Source organism: Luteibacter sp. KNZ12-1A (genome assembly GCF_056755675.1).
This window is the reverse complement of sequence record NZ_JBPGXU010000011.1, coordinates 46,285-63,007: the sequence shown is the minus strand read 5'-3', so window position 1 is coordinate 63,007 and position 16,723 is coordinate 46,285. Positions and strand designations below refer to the sequence as shown.

The 16,723-nt window shown below is 65.8% G+C and carries 16 protein-coding genes; 7 read left to right on the top strand and 9 right to left on the bottom strand.

The genetic code is table 11. From position 1 onward, the window contains the following. The 5 genes from ACR9ZJ_RS04650 to ACR9ZJ_RS04630 form a co-directional block, all read left to right on the top strand. The coding region (locus tag ACR9ZJ_RS04650; RefSeq protein ID WP_481287018.1) for a CPBP family intramembrane glutamic endopeptidase at nt 1–458 on the top strand (458 nt) is incomplete at its 5' end. A gap of 61 nt (nt 459–519) precedes the next feature. Beyond that, nucleotides 520–4,173, top strand: coding sequence for a response regulator (locus ACR9ZJ_RS04645; RefSeq protein ID WP_481287017.1), 3,654 nt, complete (start codon nt 520–522; stop codon nt 4,171–4,173). A 1-nt stretch (nt 4,174) separates the two neighbouring features. Beyond that, nucleotides 4,175–5,014 carry a CheR family methyltransferase gene (locus ACR9ZJ_RS04640; protein ID WP_481287016.1) on the top strand — a complete coding sequence of 280 codons (840 nt, stop codon included), beginning with the start codon at nt 4,175–4,177 and terminating at the stop codon, nt 5,012–5,014. Beyond that, nucleotides 5,011–5,580: a chemotaxis protein CheB gene (locus ACR9ZJ_RS04635; RefSeq protein WP_481281272.1), complete on the top strand. Its 570-nt coding sequence runs from the start codon at nt 5,011–5,013 to the stop codon at nt 5,578–5,580. Before ACR9ZJ_RS04640 ends, ACR9ZJ_RS04635 begins: the two co-directional genes overlap by 4 nt. After that, a complete protein-coding gene (locus ACR9ZJ_RS04630; RefSeq protein ID WP_481281273.1) occupies nt 5,577–6,566 on the top strand; it encodes a response regulator in 990 nt (329 codons plus the stop codon). The genes ACR9ZJ_RS04635 and ACR9ZJ_RS04630 overlap by 4 nt, the downstream gene beginning before the upstream one ends. A gap of 104 nt (nt 6,567–6,670) precedes the next feature. Here ACR9ZJ_RS04630 and ACR9ZJ_RS04625 read toward each other — a convergent pair whose 3' ends face one another. Continuing rightward, entirely contained in the window at nt 6,671–7,546 is an 876-nt protein-coding gene (locus tag ACR9ZJ_RS04625) for a LysR family transcriptional regulator (RefSeq protein ID WP_481281274.1), read from the bottom strand. A gap of 46 nt (nt 7,547–7,592) precedes the next feature. Here ACR9ZJ_RS04625 and ACR9ZJ_RS04620 point away from each other — a divergent pair, with 46 nt between their 5' ends. Continuing rightward, nucleotides 7,593–8,651, top strand: a complete 1,059-nt coding sequence (locus ACR9ZJ_RS04620; RefSeq protein ID WP_481287015.1) for a YeiH family protein — start codon at nt 7,593–7,595, stop codon at nt 8,649–8,651. Nucleotides 8,652–8,781: 130 nt separating this feature from the next. Here ACR9ZJ_RS04620 and ACR9ZJ_RS04615 read toward each other — a convergent pair whose 3' ends face one another. From ACR9ZJ_RS04615 to ACR9ZJ_RS04600, 4 genes are read right to left on the bottom strand one after another with little or no spacing between them, the layout of a single operon-like run. Further along, nucleotides 8,782–9,651, bottom strand: coding sequence for an arginase family protein (locus ACR9ZJ_RS04615; RefSeq protein WP_481287014.1), 870 nt, complete (start codon nt 9,649–9,651; stop codon nt 8,782–8,784). Continuing rightward, complete coding sequence (locus ACR9ZJ_RS04610; RefSeq protein WP_481287013.1) at nt 9,629–10,693, bottom strand: GNAT family N-acetyltransferase; 1,065 nt, start codon at nt 10,691–10,693, stop codon at nt 9,629–9,631. The genes ACR9ZJ_RS04615 and ACR9ZJ_RS04610 overlap by 23 nt, the downstream gene beginning before the upstream one ends. 16 nt (nt 10,694–10,709) lie before the next feature. Further along, a complete protein-coding gene (locus ACR9ZJ_RS04605) occupies nt 10,710–12,113 on the bottom strand; it encodes an aspartate aminotransferase family protein (protein ID WP_426286946.1) in 1,404 nt (467 codons plus the stop codon). Then, on the bottom strand, nt 12,110–12,823 hold the full coding sequence (locus ACR9ZJ_RS04600) for an MtnX-like HAD-IB family phosphatase (protein ID WP_481281279.1): 714 nt from the start codon (nt 12,821–12,823) through the stop codon (nt 12,110–12,112). Before ACR9ZJ_RS04600 ends, ACR9ZJ_RS04605 begins: the two co-directional genes overlap by 4 nt. 133 nt (nt 12,824–12,956) lie before the next feature. On the opposite strand from ACR9ZJ_RS04600, the gene ACR9ZJ_RS04595 reads away from it, so the two are divergent. Beyond that, nucleotides 12,957–13,721, top strand: coding sequence for a MipA/OmpV family protein (locus ACR9ZJ_RS04595; RefSeq protein WP_481281280.1), 765 nt, complete (start codon nt 12,957–12,959; stop codon nt 13,719–13,721). On the opposite strand, the gene ACR9ZJ_RS04590 is transcribed toward ACR9ZJ_RS04595, so the two are convergent. From ACR9ZJ_RS04590 to ACR9ZJ_RS04575, 4 genes are all read right to left on the bottom strand, one after another. Next, on the bottom strand, nt 13,718–14,500 hold the full coding sequence (locus tag ACR9ZJ_RS04590; protein WP_481287012.1) for a CPBP family intramembrane glutamic endopeptidase: 783 nt from the start codon (nt 14,498–14,500) through the stop codon (nt 13,718–13,720). The two genes, ACR9ZJ_RS04595 and ACR9ZJ_RS04590, sit on opposite strands and share 4 nt — an antisense overlap. Before the next feature lie 100 nt (nt 14,501–14,600). Next, nucleotides 14,601–14,915, bottom strand: a complete 315-nt coding sequence (locus tag ACR9ZJ_RS04585) for a non-heme iron oxygenase ferredoxin subunit (RefSeq protein WP_481281282.1) — start codon at nt 14,913–14,915, stop codon at nt 14,601–14,603. Continuing rightward, a complete protein-coding gene (locus ACR9ZJ_RS04580) occupies nt 14,912–15,445 on the bottom strand; it encodes a GNAT family N-acetyltransferase (protein ID WP_481287011.1) in 534 nt (177 codons plus the stop codon). Before ACR9ZJ_RS04580 ends, ACR9ZJ_RS04585 begins: the two co-directional genes overlap by 4 nt. A 17-nt stretch (nt 15,446–15,462) precedes the next feature. After that, nucleotides 15,463–16,710, bottom strand: coding sequence for an aminotransferase class V-fold PLP-dependent enzyme (locus ACR9ZJ_RS04575; RefSeq protein WP_481281284.1), 1,248 nt, complete (start codon nt 16,708–16,710; stop codon nt 15,463–15,465). Nucleotides 16,711–16,723 lie beyond the last annotated feature (13 nt).

The following is a 16,723-nucleotide window of genomic DNA, read 5'->3' as shown; positions in this document are numbered from 1 at the left end:
AGATGTGTATAAGAGACAGCTTCCGCATCGTGGAGGAAGGCCTCGGCACGTGGGCCGCCTTGCTGCTCTCGGCCGCGGTGTTCGGCGGCCTGCACGCGTGGAACCCCAACGCCACCGCCTGGAGCGCCCTCGCCATCGCCATCGAAGCGGGGCTGCTTTTCGGCCTGCTATATCACGTGACCCGCTCGCTGTGGATCTGCATGGGCGCGCACGCGGCCTGGAACGTGGCGCAGGGACCCGTCTACGGCGTCCCCGTGTCTGGCTTCGAGCAGCACGGCCTCCTTGCCTCGCACATGCGTGGGCCCGACTGGCTCACCGGCGGGGCGTTCGGCGCCGAAGCATCCGTGGTGGCGCTGTGCCTGTGTTCGGTCGCCACCGCAGGCTGCCTGGCCATCGCGGTGCGCCGTGGCACACTGGTTCCACCACCGTGGCGCCGGAACCATGCGCAATCCGCCTGAGCCACTTCGATAATTGATGAACCGGGGCGAGACGCCCCTTCCGTCCTCCCTGGGCCGTCCCATGCCTTCGACTGAAAAGAAGTACTCCTGGCTGGCCAACCAGCCCCTCCAGCGCAAGATCGTGCTCGCCATCGGCATGCTGCTGATCCTCTTCGTGGCGGTCGGCATCAGCAACCTCGTCTCGCTGGGCCGGGAAGACGACTCGCGGGAATGGTCCTCGCATACCTACATGGTGCTGCTCACGCTGGCCGAGGTGAGCGACGATGCGCAGACCCGACAGGCCGGCGCACGCGGATACATGCTCAGCCAATCGGACGACGAGTACGCCAATTTCGAGGCCGCCGATCGCGAACTCGATCGCGACATGGCGAGCCTGCGCCAGCAAACCGCGGACAATCCCTTGCAGCAGTCCCGCATCGACCGCCTGCAGGAGATGCTCGACCACTGGAAAAGGGAGGTGCTGACCGTCGGGCTGGAGCCCATGCGGGCCATCGGCGACGCGGCGACACCGGAAGGCGTCGCCGCCCGCGAGGCCATCCGCCGGAGCTATTTCGTGCAGCGAACGGTGTTGATGGACGATATCCGCAAGCACATGCACGAGATGGCGGACACCGAGCGCGCGCTGCTGGCCAAGCGAAATGCCGCCCTCGACGCCGAAATCAAGGCGATCCGTTACGTCGACATCGCCTCGCTCGTGCTTTGCGTGGTCATCGGCGGCCTGGTGATCGTCATGACGTCCCGCCTCATCACGCGGCCGATCGTGCGCATGACCGGGTTGATGACGCGACTGGCCGGCCACGACCATTCGATCGAGGTACGCCAGCTCGAACGCAAGGACGAGATCGGCGAGATCGCCCGCGCCCTCCAGATCTTCAAGGAAATGGCGATCGAGACAGCCGGGCAGACGTGGCTCAAATCGACCGCCACGAGCATATCCAACCGTCTGCAGGCGACCGCCTCCTATCGTGAATTCGCCGATACGCTGCTGTCCGAACTGGTGCCCTGCCTGAAAGCCGGACTGGGCGTGTTCTATGTCTTCCGCGAGGAGACCGGCCGGCTCGAATTGCTCGGCAGCTACGGATACAAGCAGCGTCGCCACGTCACCGCCGACTACGCCCTCGGCGAGGGGCTGGTCGGGCAGGCGGCCATCGAACGGCGCAGCATCGTCCTGCAGGACGTCCCCGACGATTACACGCGCATCCATTCGGGCAGCGGGGAAGCGCCGCCACGCAGCGTCGTGGTCGTGCCGGTGCTCCTGCGCGACACCCTGCTCGGCGTGCTGGAGATCGCCAGCTTCACCCATCTCACCGACGTGCAGGAGCGCCTGCTCGACGAGTTGACGCCCATCGTCGCGCTATCGCTGGAAAACCTCGCCCGCGCCCTGCGCACCCGCGCCCTGCTCGAACAGACGCAAAGCCAGGCCGACGAGCTGCGGGCTTCCGAGGAAGCGTTGCGCAGCCAGCAGGAGGACCTGCGCAGCACCAACGAAGAGCTGAAGGCCAAGACCGCCGAATTGCAGGAGCAGTCGCAACGGCTGGTCGCCTCGGAAGAGGAACTGCGCGTGCAGACCGAGGAACTGCACGCCTCGAACGAAGAGTTGCGCGAAAAGAGCATCACGCTGAACCAGCAGAAGGATGCGCTCGAAGCGCTCCAGCGCGAGACCCAGGAAAAAGCCGAGGAACTGGCGCGCGCGAGCCAGTACAAGTCCGAGTTCCTCGCCAACATGTCGCACGAACTGCGCACGCCGCTGAACAGCCTGCTGATCCTTTCACGCAGCCTGGCCGACAACGACGAAGAAAACCTCAACGCCGAACAGGTCGAATCCGCACGGATCATCCACGATGCCGGGTCCAATCTGCTACGCCTGATCAATGACATCCTCGACCTCTCCAAGGTCGAGGCGGGAAAGATGGAACTGGTGGTGGAACCACTTCCCCTGGCCGACCTGGCGCGCACGCTGGGGCGCACCTTCAGGCACATGGCCCAGGAGAAGAAGCTCGACTTCGAGATCGACCTCGATCCCGCTCTCCCGGCCACGATACGCACCGACGGCGGCAAGCTGGAGCAAGTGGTGAACAACCTGCTCAGCAACGCGTTCAAGTTCACCGCCAGCGGCCGTGTCGGCGTGACGATCTCGCGGCCGGCCGCCGATGCCCGCCTGCCGGAAGGGCTGGACGCCGCACAGGCGATCGCCATCGCCGTGACGGATTCGGGTATCGGCATTCCCCCGGACAAGTTCCAACGCGTCTTCCACGCCTTCGAACAGGTCGACGCCAGCACCAGCCGCCAGTTCGGTGGCACGGGCCTCGGCCTGGCCATTTCACGGCGTATCGCCCTCCTGCTAGGCGGTGACATCTCGCTGCGCAGCGCACCGGGCGAAGGCAGTACCTTCACGATCCACCTGCCCGAGGAAGCACCGGAAAGCGACGGCCGTCCGGCGCCCGTCCCGTTGCAGCAAGCCGCGGCGGAGGCCACGCTCGCGATATCGCCCGGACTGCTCGCCGAGACGATCGAAGACGATCGAGAGTCGTTGAACCCCGGCGACACCGCCATCCTCATCGTCGAGGACGATCCGGCCTTCGCGCGCATCCTGGCGGCGATGATCCACCGCAAGGGTCATCACGTGCTCGCCGCGGCCGACGGCGAATCGGGACTCGCCCTGGCGAAGCGCTATCGCCCGACCGGCATCCTGCTCGACGTGATGTTGCCGGGCATGGATGGCTGGACGGTGATCGAACGGCTGAAAGCCGAGCCCTCCACGCGGCACATACCCGTGCATTTCATCTCGGCCACGGACGACGCCACCCGCGGACTGGAGTTGGGTGCCGTGGGATTCCTCACCAAGCCCGTCAGCCGGGAATCGATCACGGCGGCCTTCGAACGCCTCCTGCATTTCGCCGAGGGCCGCACGCGTCACCTCCTCGTGGTGGACGACGACGCCAGCGCGCGTGCCGCCGTGCGCAGCCTGCTCAAGGATGATTCCGTCCTTATCGAGGAAGCGGCCTCCGGTGAGGAAGCGCTCGCGATGACCGCGGAAAAGCCGTTCGATTGCATCGTCCTCGACCTCGGATTGCCGCACATGTCCGGCTTCGAGTTCCTCGAACGGCTGTCGCAAGCCGGGCACACGCCACCCGTGGTGGTGTACTCGGGGCGCGACCTCTCGCGCGAAGAGAGCATGCGCATCCGCCAGTACACCGACAGCATCGTCGTCAAGGGCGCCCGTTCACCGGAGCGCCTGCTCGACGAAGTGAGCCTGTTCCTGCATTCGATCCGCCATGGTGGCAGGACGCACTCCGATGCAACGGCCACGGCGGACGGCCTTGAGGACGGTGACCTGCGTGGCCACCGCCTTCTCCTCGTCGACGACGACATGCGCAACCTGTTCGCCTTATCCAAGGTGCTGCGTGCGAAAGGCATGGACGTGGTGATGGCCCAGGATGGACGGAAGGCCCTCGACACGCTGGACAAGGACTCCAGCATCGAACTCGTGCTGATGGACATCATGATGCCGGTGATGGATGGATACGAGACCATGCGCCACATCAGGGCGAAACCCGCGCTGTCGCAGGTGCCGATCATCGCCCTCACCGCCAAGGCCATGCGCGGCGATCGCGAGAAATGCCTCGAAGCGGGTGCCAACGATTACCTGTCCAAGCCGATCGACGTCGACCGCCTCTTGTCGATGATCCGCGTATGGCTGCCGGCGCGGGTCTGACATGGACGTCGAGGACATCGAGATCCAGCTCTTCGTGCGCGCCATGCAGCTGCGCCACGGATACGACTTCAGCGACTATGCGCCCGCGTCGCTGAAGCGCCGGATCCAGCACCTCGTGCGCACGCACGATGCCGGCACCATCAGTGGACTCACCACGCGCTTGTTGCACGACCAGAATTTCGTGCGCAAGGCGATCGAAGGCCTGTCGGTCCCCGTATCGGAGATGTTCCGCGATCCGCCGGTGTTCCGTGCCCTGCGCGACAAGGTGTTCCCCGTACTGGCCTCCTATGCGGAGATCAATATCTGGCAGGCCGGTTGCGCGCACGGCCAGGAGGTGTATTCACTGGCGATCATGCTGGAGGAAGCCGGCCTCTACGACCGCACCCGGATCTACGCCACCGACTTCAACGACGCCGCGCTGGCGGCTGCGGCCGAGGGCATCTATGCGGCGCGCGATGCGCGGGACTGGTCGCGCAACTACCTGGAAGCCGGCGGCAAGCACTCCTTCAGCGACTACTACAGCGCGCGCTACGAGTTCATCAAGCTCGAACGGCATCTGCGCCGCCATGTCACCTTCGTCAACCACAATCTCGTGACGGACAAGGTGTTCTGCGAGGCGCACCTGATCCTCTGCCGCAACGTGCTGATCTATTTCAGCAACGCCTTGCAGGACCGCACGCTCGGTCTGTTCAGGGACAGCCTCGTCCGTGGCGGATTCCTCTGCCTCGGCACCCGCGAGAACATCGATTTCTCCCCGGCGGCGGCGGGATTCGCCGATGTCGACCCGGCCATGCGCATCTATCAGGCAGGTGGGCAGGGTGCGAGGCCACTGGCCCGATGATCACGCACGAAGCCGTCGTCATGGGTTGCAGTGCGGGCGGCCTCTCCGCGCTGCAACGCGTGCTGCCGGGCCTGGATCGCCATCTCACGGTGCCTGTGGTGCTTTGTTGCCATACGGGCTCGTCCGATGTCTCGCTGCTGGTGGAGTTGCTCGCGCGCGTCTGTCCGCTGCCGGTGACCGAAGCGCAAGAACGTGCGCCCGCCGATCCCGGCGTGGTCCATGTGGCGCCCAGCGGCTACCATTTGCTGGTGGAGGATAACTTCCGGTTTTCCCTGAGCGTCGATGCACGCGTGGCTTATGCGCGGCCTTCGATCGACGTGCTGTTCGAAACAGCCGCCGAGGCATGGCGCGAGCGATTGGTCGCCGTGTTGATGACCGGGGCCAATTCCGATGGTGCGAACGGGATCGCCGCCGTGCGCCGGGCTGGCGGTTACGCTGTCGTACAAGACCCGGCGACCGCCGAAGCCGACGTGATGCCGCAGGCCGCGCTGGAACTCGCGGGCGCGGATGCCTGCCTGCCACTGGACGCGATCGCCGCGAAGATCAACCAATTGTGCCTGCCATGAATCCGCTCCGTCCCAAAATCCTCGTCGTCGACGACACGCCCGCCAACCTGGTGGCCATGCGTCGCCTTCTCGCCCGCGCGGGTGCTGATATCTTCGAGGCGAACAGCGGCAACGAGGCGCTCGCGCTCTGCCTGGACCATCAGTTCGCGCTGGTGTTGCTCGATGTGAACATGCCTGAGATGGACGGCTTCGAGGTGGCGCAGTTCATCTCTGAAACCGATCACCTGAGCGAGACGCCGATCATCTTCGTCACGGCCGCCTACGCGGACGACATCAACCGGATCAAGGGATATACATCCGGCGCCGTCGATTACATCGCCAAGCCGATCAACGACGTGATCCTGCAGTCCAAGGTCAAGATCTTCCTCGAACTCTATCGCGCACGCGCCCTGCTGCAGCAGGCGCTGGACGAGTTGTCCCTGCGCAACCGACAGCTCACCAGCGAGGTGGCCGAACGCACGCGCATGGAGCAACTGGTACGGCACCAGGCTACCCACGATGCACTGACAGGCCTGCCGAATCGCGTACTGTTCCGCGATCGGCTGGAAGCGGCTATCGAAGCGGGCGACAGCGGCGGAGCACCGTTCGCCCTGGCGTACATCGATATCGATGGATTCAAGGGCGTGAACGACGCCCATGGCCACGCCGCCGGCGACGAGTTGCTCAAGGCGATCGCGGCGCGCATCGACGCCCGTACGCGTGGAACCGATACGGTCGCCCGCCTGGGCGGCGACGAGTTCGCCGTGCTGCTGCATGACGCCGCCGACGCGGAAGGCGCCCTCGTGCGCTGCCAGGCGTTATGCGACGCGGTGGGTGAACCGTACATGCTGCATGTGGGCGATATGCCCATCCCCGCCAGGGTCGGCGCCAGCATCGGCGTGACGATGTTCCAGGCTGGGACAAGCTACGACGATATCGTCGCCGTGGCCGATGGTGCGATGTACGAGGCCAAGCGCGGCGGGAAGAACCGCTGCGTCCTGGGGTGACCGGAAGCCACCTGCGGCTCCATCGCCGACAAGGTCGGCTCCCACACAGAGCAGGTCTCCACCAGAGCAGGCTTTGGTGGGAGCCGACCTTGTCGGCGATGGAGCTACAGGGTCGCCAAGAACGCCTCAAGCACCGCCCCACGGTACCGCTGCCGATGCAGCAACACCGACAGCGTGCGCCGCAAGTCGAGAAACGGCGTCGGCAGCACCGCGATCCGCCCTGCCCGCACCGCGTCGCCCACCGCCACCTCGGGCAGGCAAGCGATGCCCAATCCCGCGATCACCGCTTGCTTGATCGCCTCGGACTGATCCAGTTCCAGCACGATGCTTCCTTCCGGCAGTTCCGCCAGGGCGCGTTCGCTCAATGCGCGTGTCGCCGAACCGCGCTCGCGCAAGACCCAGCGCTCCCCGGCGAAATCCTCCCGGCGCAACCGCTTCTTGCGCGTCAACGGATGCTCGGGCCGCGCGCAAACCACCAGCCGATCCTCCTTCCATGGTCGAACCTCCAGCGCCGGATGCGCCACCGGCCCCTCGACGCAGCCGATGTCGAAGTCATGGTCGAGCACGCCCTGGGCGATGCGTGCGGTATTGGCGACACCCAGCCGAAGCGACACGCCCGGATGCGCCGCCGCGAAGGCCCCGAGCAGGTCGCCGACGAGGTAATTGCCGACGGTATTGCTCGCGCCGACGCCGATCTCCCCGGCGAGCTCGGTGATCGTGCCTTGTGCGCGTCGACCGAATTCCGCGTGCCGCTCCAGCAGCTCGCGTGCGAGCGGCAACAGGTCGCGACCGCGATCGTTGAGACGCAGCCGCCCGCGCTCGCGGGCGAATACCGGCGAGCCGATCTGCCGTTCCAACTCGGCGAGCGCCATGCTCACGGCCGGTTGACTGAGAAACAGCCGGTCCGCGGCGGCGCGCACGCTACCGGCCGTGGCCACGGCCACGAAGACATCGAGTTGGCGCGGGCTGATCGCATGCATCAGTAATACTTATACCTTCGATAAGGTATTTTCAATATGCTTATCGATGGCCGGCGCCGAGAATGGGTTCGTTCTCCACCAAGGATGTCCCGTGTCCGCCGTTGCCGCTCCCTCCCTCTCCCCCTCTCGTCTGCCGGGCATAGGCCTCGCCTTCGCCGTGGCCGTCGTCGCGTTCTGCCTGGGGCGCGTCATGCCCCTGGTGGGTGGCGCGGTGTTCGGCATCGTCCTGGGTATCCTCGTCCGCCAATTCGCACCGCCGTCGGCCCGTTTCCTTCCCGGCATCCGCTTCGCGTCGAAGCAGGTCCTGCAGTGGTCCATCATCGCCCTCGGCTTCGGCCTCAGCATCACGCAGGTCGCCCGTACCGGGCTGGAGTCGCTATCGGTCACCCTCGCGACCGTCGCCGCCGCCGGTCTCGCGGCATGGGGGCTTGGCCGTCTCCTTCGCGTGCACGACACCCTCAAGCTGCTGATCGGCGTGGGCACGGCCATCTGCGGCGGCTCGGCCATCGCGGCGATCGTGCCGATCGTGAAACCGGACGAACACGACACCGCCTTCGCGATCTCGACGATCTTCCTGTTCAACCTCGTCGCCGTGCTGCTGTTTCCGGCGCTCGGCCATTGGATGGGGCTCTCCGACCTCGGCTTCGGGCTGTGGGCGGGCACGGCGATCAACGATACGTCTTCCGTCGTGGCGGCCGGCTACAGCTACAGCCATGCCGCAGGTGACTACGCGACCATCGTGAAACTGACGCGCGCGACCCTGATCATTCCGATTTGCCTCGTCATCGCCCTGGTCGTGGCCTGGCGCGAAAAGCGCGGCGGCGCCACCGGTTTCAGCCTGGCCAGGATCTTCCCGTGGTTCATCCTGTGGTTCCTGGTCGCATCGGCGATCCGCACGGCGGGTGTGATTCCCGCGGCCGTGTTGCCCGTGATCCACTTCGCCGCCGAGTGCCTGATCATCGTGGCGCTCACGGCCATCGGCTTGTCCGCGGACCTGCGCCGGATGGCGTCGACCGGGCCCCGGCCGATCCTGCTGGGGCTGGGTGTCTGGGCGGCGGTGGCGTTGACGAGCCTGCTGGTGCAGCACCTTATCGGGCGCTGGTAAGAGCAGCGCCGACAGGGTCGGCTACCTCCGGTAATGTGGGAGCATCGCCGCTGAAGCGGCTCCCACAACAGCGGCGGCCCCGGGAACGGTAGCGGGCTACCACGGCACGGCAACCAAGGTGGGAGCCGCTTCAGCGGCGATTGCCCTCGATCAAGGCGAGCAGCCGCCGGTTCAACGCATGCTGTTGCGCCTGCCACTCGGTGAGCCGTTGCCCGTCCGCCTCGACCTGCCCATCCATCGCGCTCAACCGCCTCTTCCACCATGACTTGTAGCGATACCGCGAGATCTCTCCGGTGATATCGCTGCCGATGAGGCGGCCGCGCACGGCACCGATGATCGCCGCGCCGCCGGCCTCGTTCAGCGTGCCCTGGTCCCAATTCGTCATCGCGACATCGGGGGCGTAGGCATCCTTGTCGATCGACAGGTATACCGGCTCGCGCTGAACCCGCTGCGCGTCGACGAAAGCCTCGACCATCGCCTCCGTGCCGTCGAACGAACGAAACGCCGCCCCCAGCCCCAAGCGTGCCGCCCAGGCCACATCCACGCCAGCGGACCAGTAGGTGAGCCTGCCCGCGCGCAACGGCGCCAGGTAGTTCTCCCACGCATGCTTGCGGCCGATGTCGCCGGAGGTGATTCCCACCACATGCACGTGGCTGACACGCGGCAACGCGGCCACCCGGCGCACCCACGAGCCGCAGTGCACGCCGAACGGGAAACGCATGTTGTCGGGATGGTTGTCGATCACCACCACCTGGAAACGCCAGTCGCCGGGGACGCGCTGCACCAGCGGCAACGTGAGGTGATGGAAATCGCCGCTACCGAGGAACACGGTGCCGTGTTCGCGTGGCAGCGTACCGGCGAGCAACTGGCTGAAGCGATGAAGCCGGCGCATGGAACAACCGAAGCGGATCGACTCCTCCCAATCGCGCAGCGGCAACAGGACATGCCCAGCCAACGGCCCGACGGAATCGTCCAGGTCAAGTACGACGGGCTGCCGCATCGGGGACCTCCCATTGGCTATCCGGCTCGAAGCGATGCGCGAAGCGCCGCAGCAGCGCGCGCAACAAGGGGTTACGCACGAACACCGCATGCCGGGTCAGGTGAAAACGCGCGCCCAGCGACGCCTTCACGGCGGGATCGCTCCAACCCGCGACGTAATGGGTCAATCCCCGCGCGAGCGCGTATTCCAGGTTCACGAACCAGCTCACGAAATAAAGATCGAGTTCGCGTGCCGCTGGATAGGCGAAACCGACGTACTTGTCGAGCAACTTGCCTCGATGTTCGTAGCAAAGGTTCCACCCGACCAACGCGCCATCGGCATGGTAGGACATGACCACCCCACCCGGCTCGCGCAAAGCGGCGGCGAAGAAATCCCGGGAGAGCTTGTCGAAATGGACTTCGCTCTGCGCATACACGTTCTCGAAGAGCGCGTAGTACGCATCCACGCTGGCATCGGTCGCGAAAGCCTCGCCGGTAGGGACCGCGGATACAGCCAGCCGGTCGCGCGAGCGGAGCTTGCGGCGCAGGTTCTTCCTTCGCGACGACGACAGGCGACCGAGGTATTCATCGATCGAGGTGAAATCGATCGGCACGTAGGCGAGCGCCTGACCCTCGACGATCAGGTAACCGCGCGCACGCGCGGCGTCGGCGAAGCGGGCTGTCCACGCCCGGTCGGCGATGGCGGTCAACGGTGAATCGAGGGCGAGATCCTTGACCACCAGCAACGGATGCGCGCGACCCGGACCACGTGCCAGCGCCTCGGCGACGGCGACGGGATCGCTGTCCCTGGCGAACAGGGAATACTCCGAGACGGTGGTTCCGGCGAAGCAGGTGCGGGGAGTCAACAGCCGCTTCAGCAGCCGCTGGAAGGGCAAGGCCGCCACGCGTCGCCGCAAGTCGTCGTCGGCGGTGGTCAGCAGGTCGAACGGCGCCACGAAAAGTGGCGCGCCATCCACCGCACGGACAGGGGTGAAACCGTGCGGCGGATGACGCTCGAAGTGCCCGAGCAATGCATCCGGCTCGAGCTGGTTCACGAACGCCATGGTTGGCTGCCGAGTATCAGCCGCGCTTGGCCAGCGTGAGGAGCTGGTCGAGCAACGCAATGGCGAGGTCGATTTCATCGTGGCTGATGTCGAGCGACGGTGCGAACGTGATCACGTTCTTGTACCAGCCGCCCACATCGAGCACGAGACCGATCTTCTTGCCTTCGTGAGTGAGACCGCCGGCCAGGCCGATGTCGACCATGCGGTCGAGCAGCGCCTTGTTCGGCGTGAAACCGTCGTCCGTGCAGATCTCGGCACGCAGCGCCAGGCCGAGGCCGTCCACGTCGCCGATTTCCTTGTGGCGCTTCTGCAGGTCGCGCAGGCCGTCGAGGAAGTGCTTGCCCTTCTCGGCCACCCGGGCGCCGTAGTCGAGCTCGTAACCCATCTTGATCACTTCGAGGCCCAGGGCCGTGCCGAGCGGGTTCGAGTTGAAGGTCGAGTGCGTGGAACCGGGCGGGAACACCGTCGGGTTGATCAGTTCCTCGCGGGCCCAGATACCCGACAACGGGTTGAGGCCGTTGGTGAGCGCCTTGCCGAACACGAGCACGTCGGGCGTCACGCCGAAATGCTCGATCGACCACAGCTTGCCGGTGCGCCAGAAACCCATCTGGATTTCGTCCACGACCATCAGGATGCCGTACTTGTCGAGCACCTTCTTCAGGTCGATGAAGAAGTTCTTCGGCGGAATGACATAGCCGCCGGTGCCCTGGATCGGCTCGACATAGAAGGCGGCGTATTCGGCTTCGTTGACCTTCGGGTCCCACACGCCGTTGTATTCGGTTTCGAACAGGCGCTCGAACTGCCGCACGCAGGCATCGGAATACTCTTCCGCCGTCATGCCCTTCGGGCGCCGGAACGGATACGGGAACGGGATGAACATCGCGCGCTCGCCGAAGTGGCCGAAGCGGCGGCGATAACGGTAGCTGGACGTGATGGCGGAGGCGCCCAGGGTGCGGCCGTGGTAACCGCCTTCGAACGCGAACATCAGGCTCTTGCCGCCACGCGCGTTGCGCACGAGCTTGAGCGAATCCTCCACCGCCTGCGCGCCGCCGACATTGAAATGCACGCGGCCGTCGAGACCGAACTTCTGCTTCGCGTCGACCGCGATGGTCTTCGCTAGTTCGATCTTGCCCTGGTGAAGGTACTGGCTGGCCACCTGCGGCAGCAGGTCGATCTGCGCCTTCAGCGTGTCGTTGAGCCGCTTGTTGCCATAGCCGAAGTTGACCGCCGAGTACCACATCTGCAGGTCGAGGAACGGGATGTTCTCGCTGTCGTAGATGTAGCTGCCTTCGGCGTGACGGAAGATCTTCGGCGGATCGACGTAATGCACGGTATCGCCAAAGGAGCAGTACTTCGCCTCGTCGGCGAGCAGGGTCGCATCGTCGATGACGAGGGGCGCGTTCTTGGTGAGGATGTTCATGCAGGCAGTTCCTGGGGGTTCGCCGCGGGGATGGGCATGACGGTTCTCGGTGGCAGGCGGCCGCCGAGAAGGTCGGGAAGGAGTTCGAGCGCCTCGTCGAAGCTGGCGATGGGCGCATACGGGATGCCGGCGGCGCGGCAATGCTCGATCAGGCGATTCTTGGCGAAGACGAAATCGACGCGGTCGGCCGCGCAGAAGTCGGAGGCGCCGTCACCGATCAGCAGGGTCTTGCCGCCGCGCGCCCGCGCCGCGTCGACACGCGCGCACTTGCAGGTACCGCTGCGGCAACCCTGCACGCTGTATGGCGAGGTGAGGTTCCAGTCGCGCTCGCCGACTTGCAGCAGGTGGTTGGCGACCGTAGGGAGGCGCGGAATGCCGTGGTTGGCCAGGATCGCGTGGATCGCATGGTCGATGCCGTCGCTCACGATCTCCATCGGGATGCCGTGCTCGACGGTCGCGCTCACGAAGGCGGCGAATCCATGGTCGATGCGCAGGCCACCGAGATGGCGCTGGAGTTCGATGTGGCTCATGTCGAGCAGCGCGACCTGGCCCGCCATGCAGACCGCCGAGCCGATGGTCCCGGCGCGCCAGTCGCGTTCCAGGATCTCCCAGCCAGGCCGCCCGTAGCGGTCCAGCAGCGAGTCGATGACGTCCTCGACGGCGATCGTGCCGTCGAAGTCGCAGAGGATGTTCCAGGAGGGGCTGAGCACGTGGATGCGCCGTTGACCAGTTTGCAGCGAAGGCTAGAGCCGCATCCTTTCCAAGCCCTTTCCCCATATCGAAAGCCATATGTAAGAACCCGTGTGGCATGCTTCGGCGCTCATCCGGCTCCGGTTTCCGCGCATGCGCCGTTCGCGCCTCGTTTTCCCCGTCCTGCTCCTGCTGGCCGCGACCGCCCACGCCGGCGACGACGACACCCCCAGCTATGCCTTCGGCGCCGGCATGCAGCGGATGCCCGCATGGCAGGGCTCGAAGGACCGGCGCGACCAGCCGCTGCCCTACGTGGACATCGATCTTCCCGGCAAGGGCGAACTATCGACCGCCGATGGCCTCACCATCGACCTGATTTCCGGCGAGCACTGGCACGGCGGCGTCTACGGCAACTGGTTATGGGGGCGCACGCACGGCGACCTCGGGCAGCTCGGCGGCAAGATCGCCTCGCTGTCGCCGCGTTTCCAGGGCGGTGGATACCTGGAGTACGCCTTCGACAAACGCTTCAGCGTGGGTGGGCATGTCGCCCACGACACCAACGGCGCGGGGGCCTATGCGGCGCTGTACGCCGACTATCGATTGCCGGACGTGTGGTACATCCAGCATTCGATCGAACTGCAGGTCGAGGGCATGAATGGCCCGGCGATGCGGCGCTTCTACGGCATCACCCCAGGCGAGGCGGCCACCCTGGGTACCCAGGCATGGCGTCCTGGGGCGGGCTGGCATTCGGCGGACCTGGAATACGACGCCTTCATTCCCACCTCGCGGCAGACCGGCTTCGCCCTGGCCGTTTCGTACGGACGGCTATACGGGAACGCCGCGGAGAGTCCGCTGGTCCGCCAGTTCGGTTCGACCCGGCAGGTGACGGAAACCCTCGCCTTCGTCTATCACTTCTAGACGGCGGCGTCGGCATTCAGTTCGTCGCGTTCCGGCGGCACCGGTACCGCGAACAACACGCCCAGCATCACCAGGTGGGCGGCGGCCGAAAGGAACGGCGACCATACCTGCGAGAGCACCTGGTAAGGAAGGATGTCGCCGATCAATACGTTGGCGAGGTTCCAGCCCCAGTGCAGGCCCACCGCCAGCCACAACGAACCGGTGCGCAGCACCGCCGTGGCGTAGGCGAGCCCGAAGCAGAACAGCATCACCCATTCCGCGGGGCCGGCACCGAGCCGGTAGATATGGTTGGCCACGTAGAGCGCGCTGGACACGAGTACGAAAGCCCATGGCACCCAGCGGACACGGGCCGCACGGTAGAGGAATCCGCGAGTGAGGATGTCCTCGGCGATGGAGGGCACGAAGGTCGCGACAAGAGCCCATGGAATCGACGAGAGGAAGGAGACGGCGGCTACCCGTGGCGATTCCGGCGCGAGCGCGGCATAGACGTTGAAGACCATGCCGATGCACACGGCCACGTACTTGAGAAGCAGCGCCAGCGCGAGCCCGCCGGCCAGCAGGACCCCGGCCGACCGGCGCCACTCCAGGGCGTAGGCATCGTAGCCACGAAAACCGAGCCAGCGACCCAGCGGCCAGGCCGCCACGACCACGGCCACCATCAGGGCGGCCTGGACCGTGAAGCTGCCGAGCAAGCGCCCGCCAATCCCCTCGGCAGCCTGGTACAGAACGAACAGGATCGCGAAGGCGAGTGCCGCACGCCAACGATCGCTCTGTGCCATGGAATCCCCTGAAGGTTGTCTGTCCTGCGCGAAGCTTAGGGCCCGAAGACGTTGCGCGCCATAGGATTTTGGTCGTCGCTTACGGGCCGGCGAATGGATTTCAGCGATCGTCGCGAGTCCAGATCGCGCCTTCGGCTTCCTTCACCGGGAAGATCGGAACCGGCTCGTAGGCGGGCGGACAGGTAACCTCGCCGGAACGGACATCGAAGCGCGCGCCGTGCCGTACGCATTCCACCTCGAAGCCATGCACCGGCCCACCGGCCAGTTCGCCGCCATCGTGGGTGCAGACGTCCTCGATGGCGTAGAGGTCGCCGTCGATGTTGTACACGGCGATCGCGGTATCGCCATCCCACACCACCCGGTATTCGCCGGGAAGCAATTCGCTACGCGTGCCCACCCTGACCCAGTCGCTCATGTGCGCAGTTCCTTCACCATGTACTCGAAGCGCAGGTCGTCGCGCTGCGGGAGGCCGAGGCGTTCGTCGCCGTAGGGGAATGGTTTCGTCCGCCCGGTACGGACATAGCCCCGGCGCTCGTACCAGGCGATGAGTTCGGTGCGAATATCGATGACGGTCATTTCCACGCGGTCGCAACCCCACTCGTCGCGGGCGATGCGCTCCACTTCCTCGATCACCCGCCGGCCGATTCCCGTGCCCTGCAACGGCGGATGCACGGAGAACATGCCGAAATAGCAGGTCGCGCCTTGCCGTTCGACGTAGCAGGATGCGGCGACCTCACCTTCCCGCTCGAACAGTACGAAGCGTCCGTTCTCGCTCCAGAGCAACTCCTGTATCTCGGTGGCGTCGGTACGCCGGCCATGCAGGAAATCCGCTTCCGTGGTCCAACCGGCGCGGCTGGCATCGCCGCGATAGGCGGATTCGACGAGCGCCGCGATGACGGGAACGTCGGCAAGGGTCGCGATTCGGAAGGCGTAGTCGGTGGTCATGCGGGGATCTTAACGGTTCAGAGCAGCAGCTTGCGCACCCGGCCGACGGCCTCGATGAAGCCGTCCACTTCGGCCTTCGTGTTGTAGAAGGCCAGCGAGGCCCGCAGCGTGGCCGGTACGCCGAAAAACTGCATCAGCGGGTGGGCGCAATGGTGGCCCGAGCGAACGGCCACGCCCTGCAGGTCGAGCAAGGTGGCCATGTCGTTGGCGTGCGCTCCTTCGAGCAGGAAGGAAATGACCGGCTCCTTCTCCTTCGCACGGCCGAAGATGCGTACGCCCGGCAGGTTTTCGATCGCGTCGGTGGCATACGCCAGGAGCTCCTGCTCGTACGCCTTGAGCCGGTCGAATCCGATACCTTCCAGATAGGCGATCGCCGCCGGAATGCCCGCGAAGCCCGCGATATTCGGTGTACCCGCTTCGAACCGGTGCGGCGGATCGGCGAAGACCGTGCCGTCGAAGCGCACCTCGCGGATCATCTCGCCACCGCCGAAGAACGGCGGCATCGCCATGAGGTGTTCGCGCTTCGCCCAGAGGGCGCCGGTGCCCGTGGGCGCCAGCATCTTGTGCCCCGTGATCGCGTAGAAGTCGCAGCCGAGCGCCTGGACGTCGATCCGGCGATGCGGTGCCGCCTGCGAACCGTCGACCAGCAGCGGGATACCGCGCTTACGGCACTCGCGGGCGATCTCACGGACCGGATTCACCGTGCCCAGCACGTTGGAGACGTGGGCGACGCAGGCGAGTTTCACCTCGGGCGTCAGCATCTCGATGTACTTCTCGACGATCAGCTCGCCGTTCGTGTCGATCGGCGCGGCTTTCACCGTGGCACCGGTGCGCTCGGCCACCAGCTGCCAGGGGACGATGTTGGCGTGGTGCTCCATCACCGTGGTGAGGATCGCGTCCCCCGCCTTCAGTCGCGGCAAGGCGTAACTGTAGGCCACCAGGTTGATCGCCTGCGTCGTCCCGGAGGTGAGGATCACCTCGTCCCGCGAGGGCGCGTTGACGAAACGTGCGATGGCGTCGCGCGCGGCCTCGTATGACGCCGTGGCTTCCTCGCCCAGCGTGTGCACCGCACGCGCCACGTTGGCGTTGTGCTCGCGATAGTGCCGGTCCACCGCCTCGATCACCGATACCGGCTTCTGCCCGGTGTTGGCGTTGTCGAAATAGATCAACGGCTTTCCGTGGACGGTACGCGACAACAACGGGAAGTCGGCGCGGATGCGCTCGACGTCCAACGGCAAGGTGGCGGCTTCGGGCTTGGCGTTCATGGCTTGGCTCCGG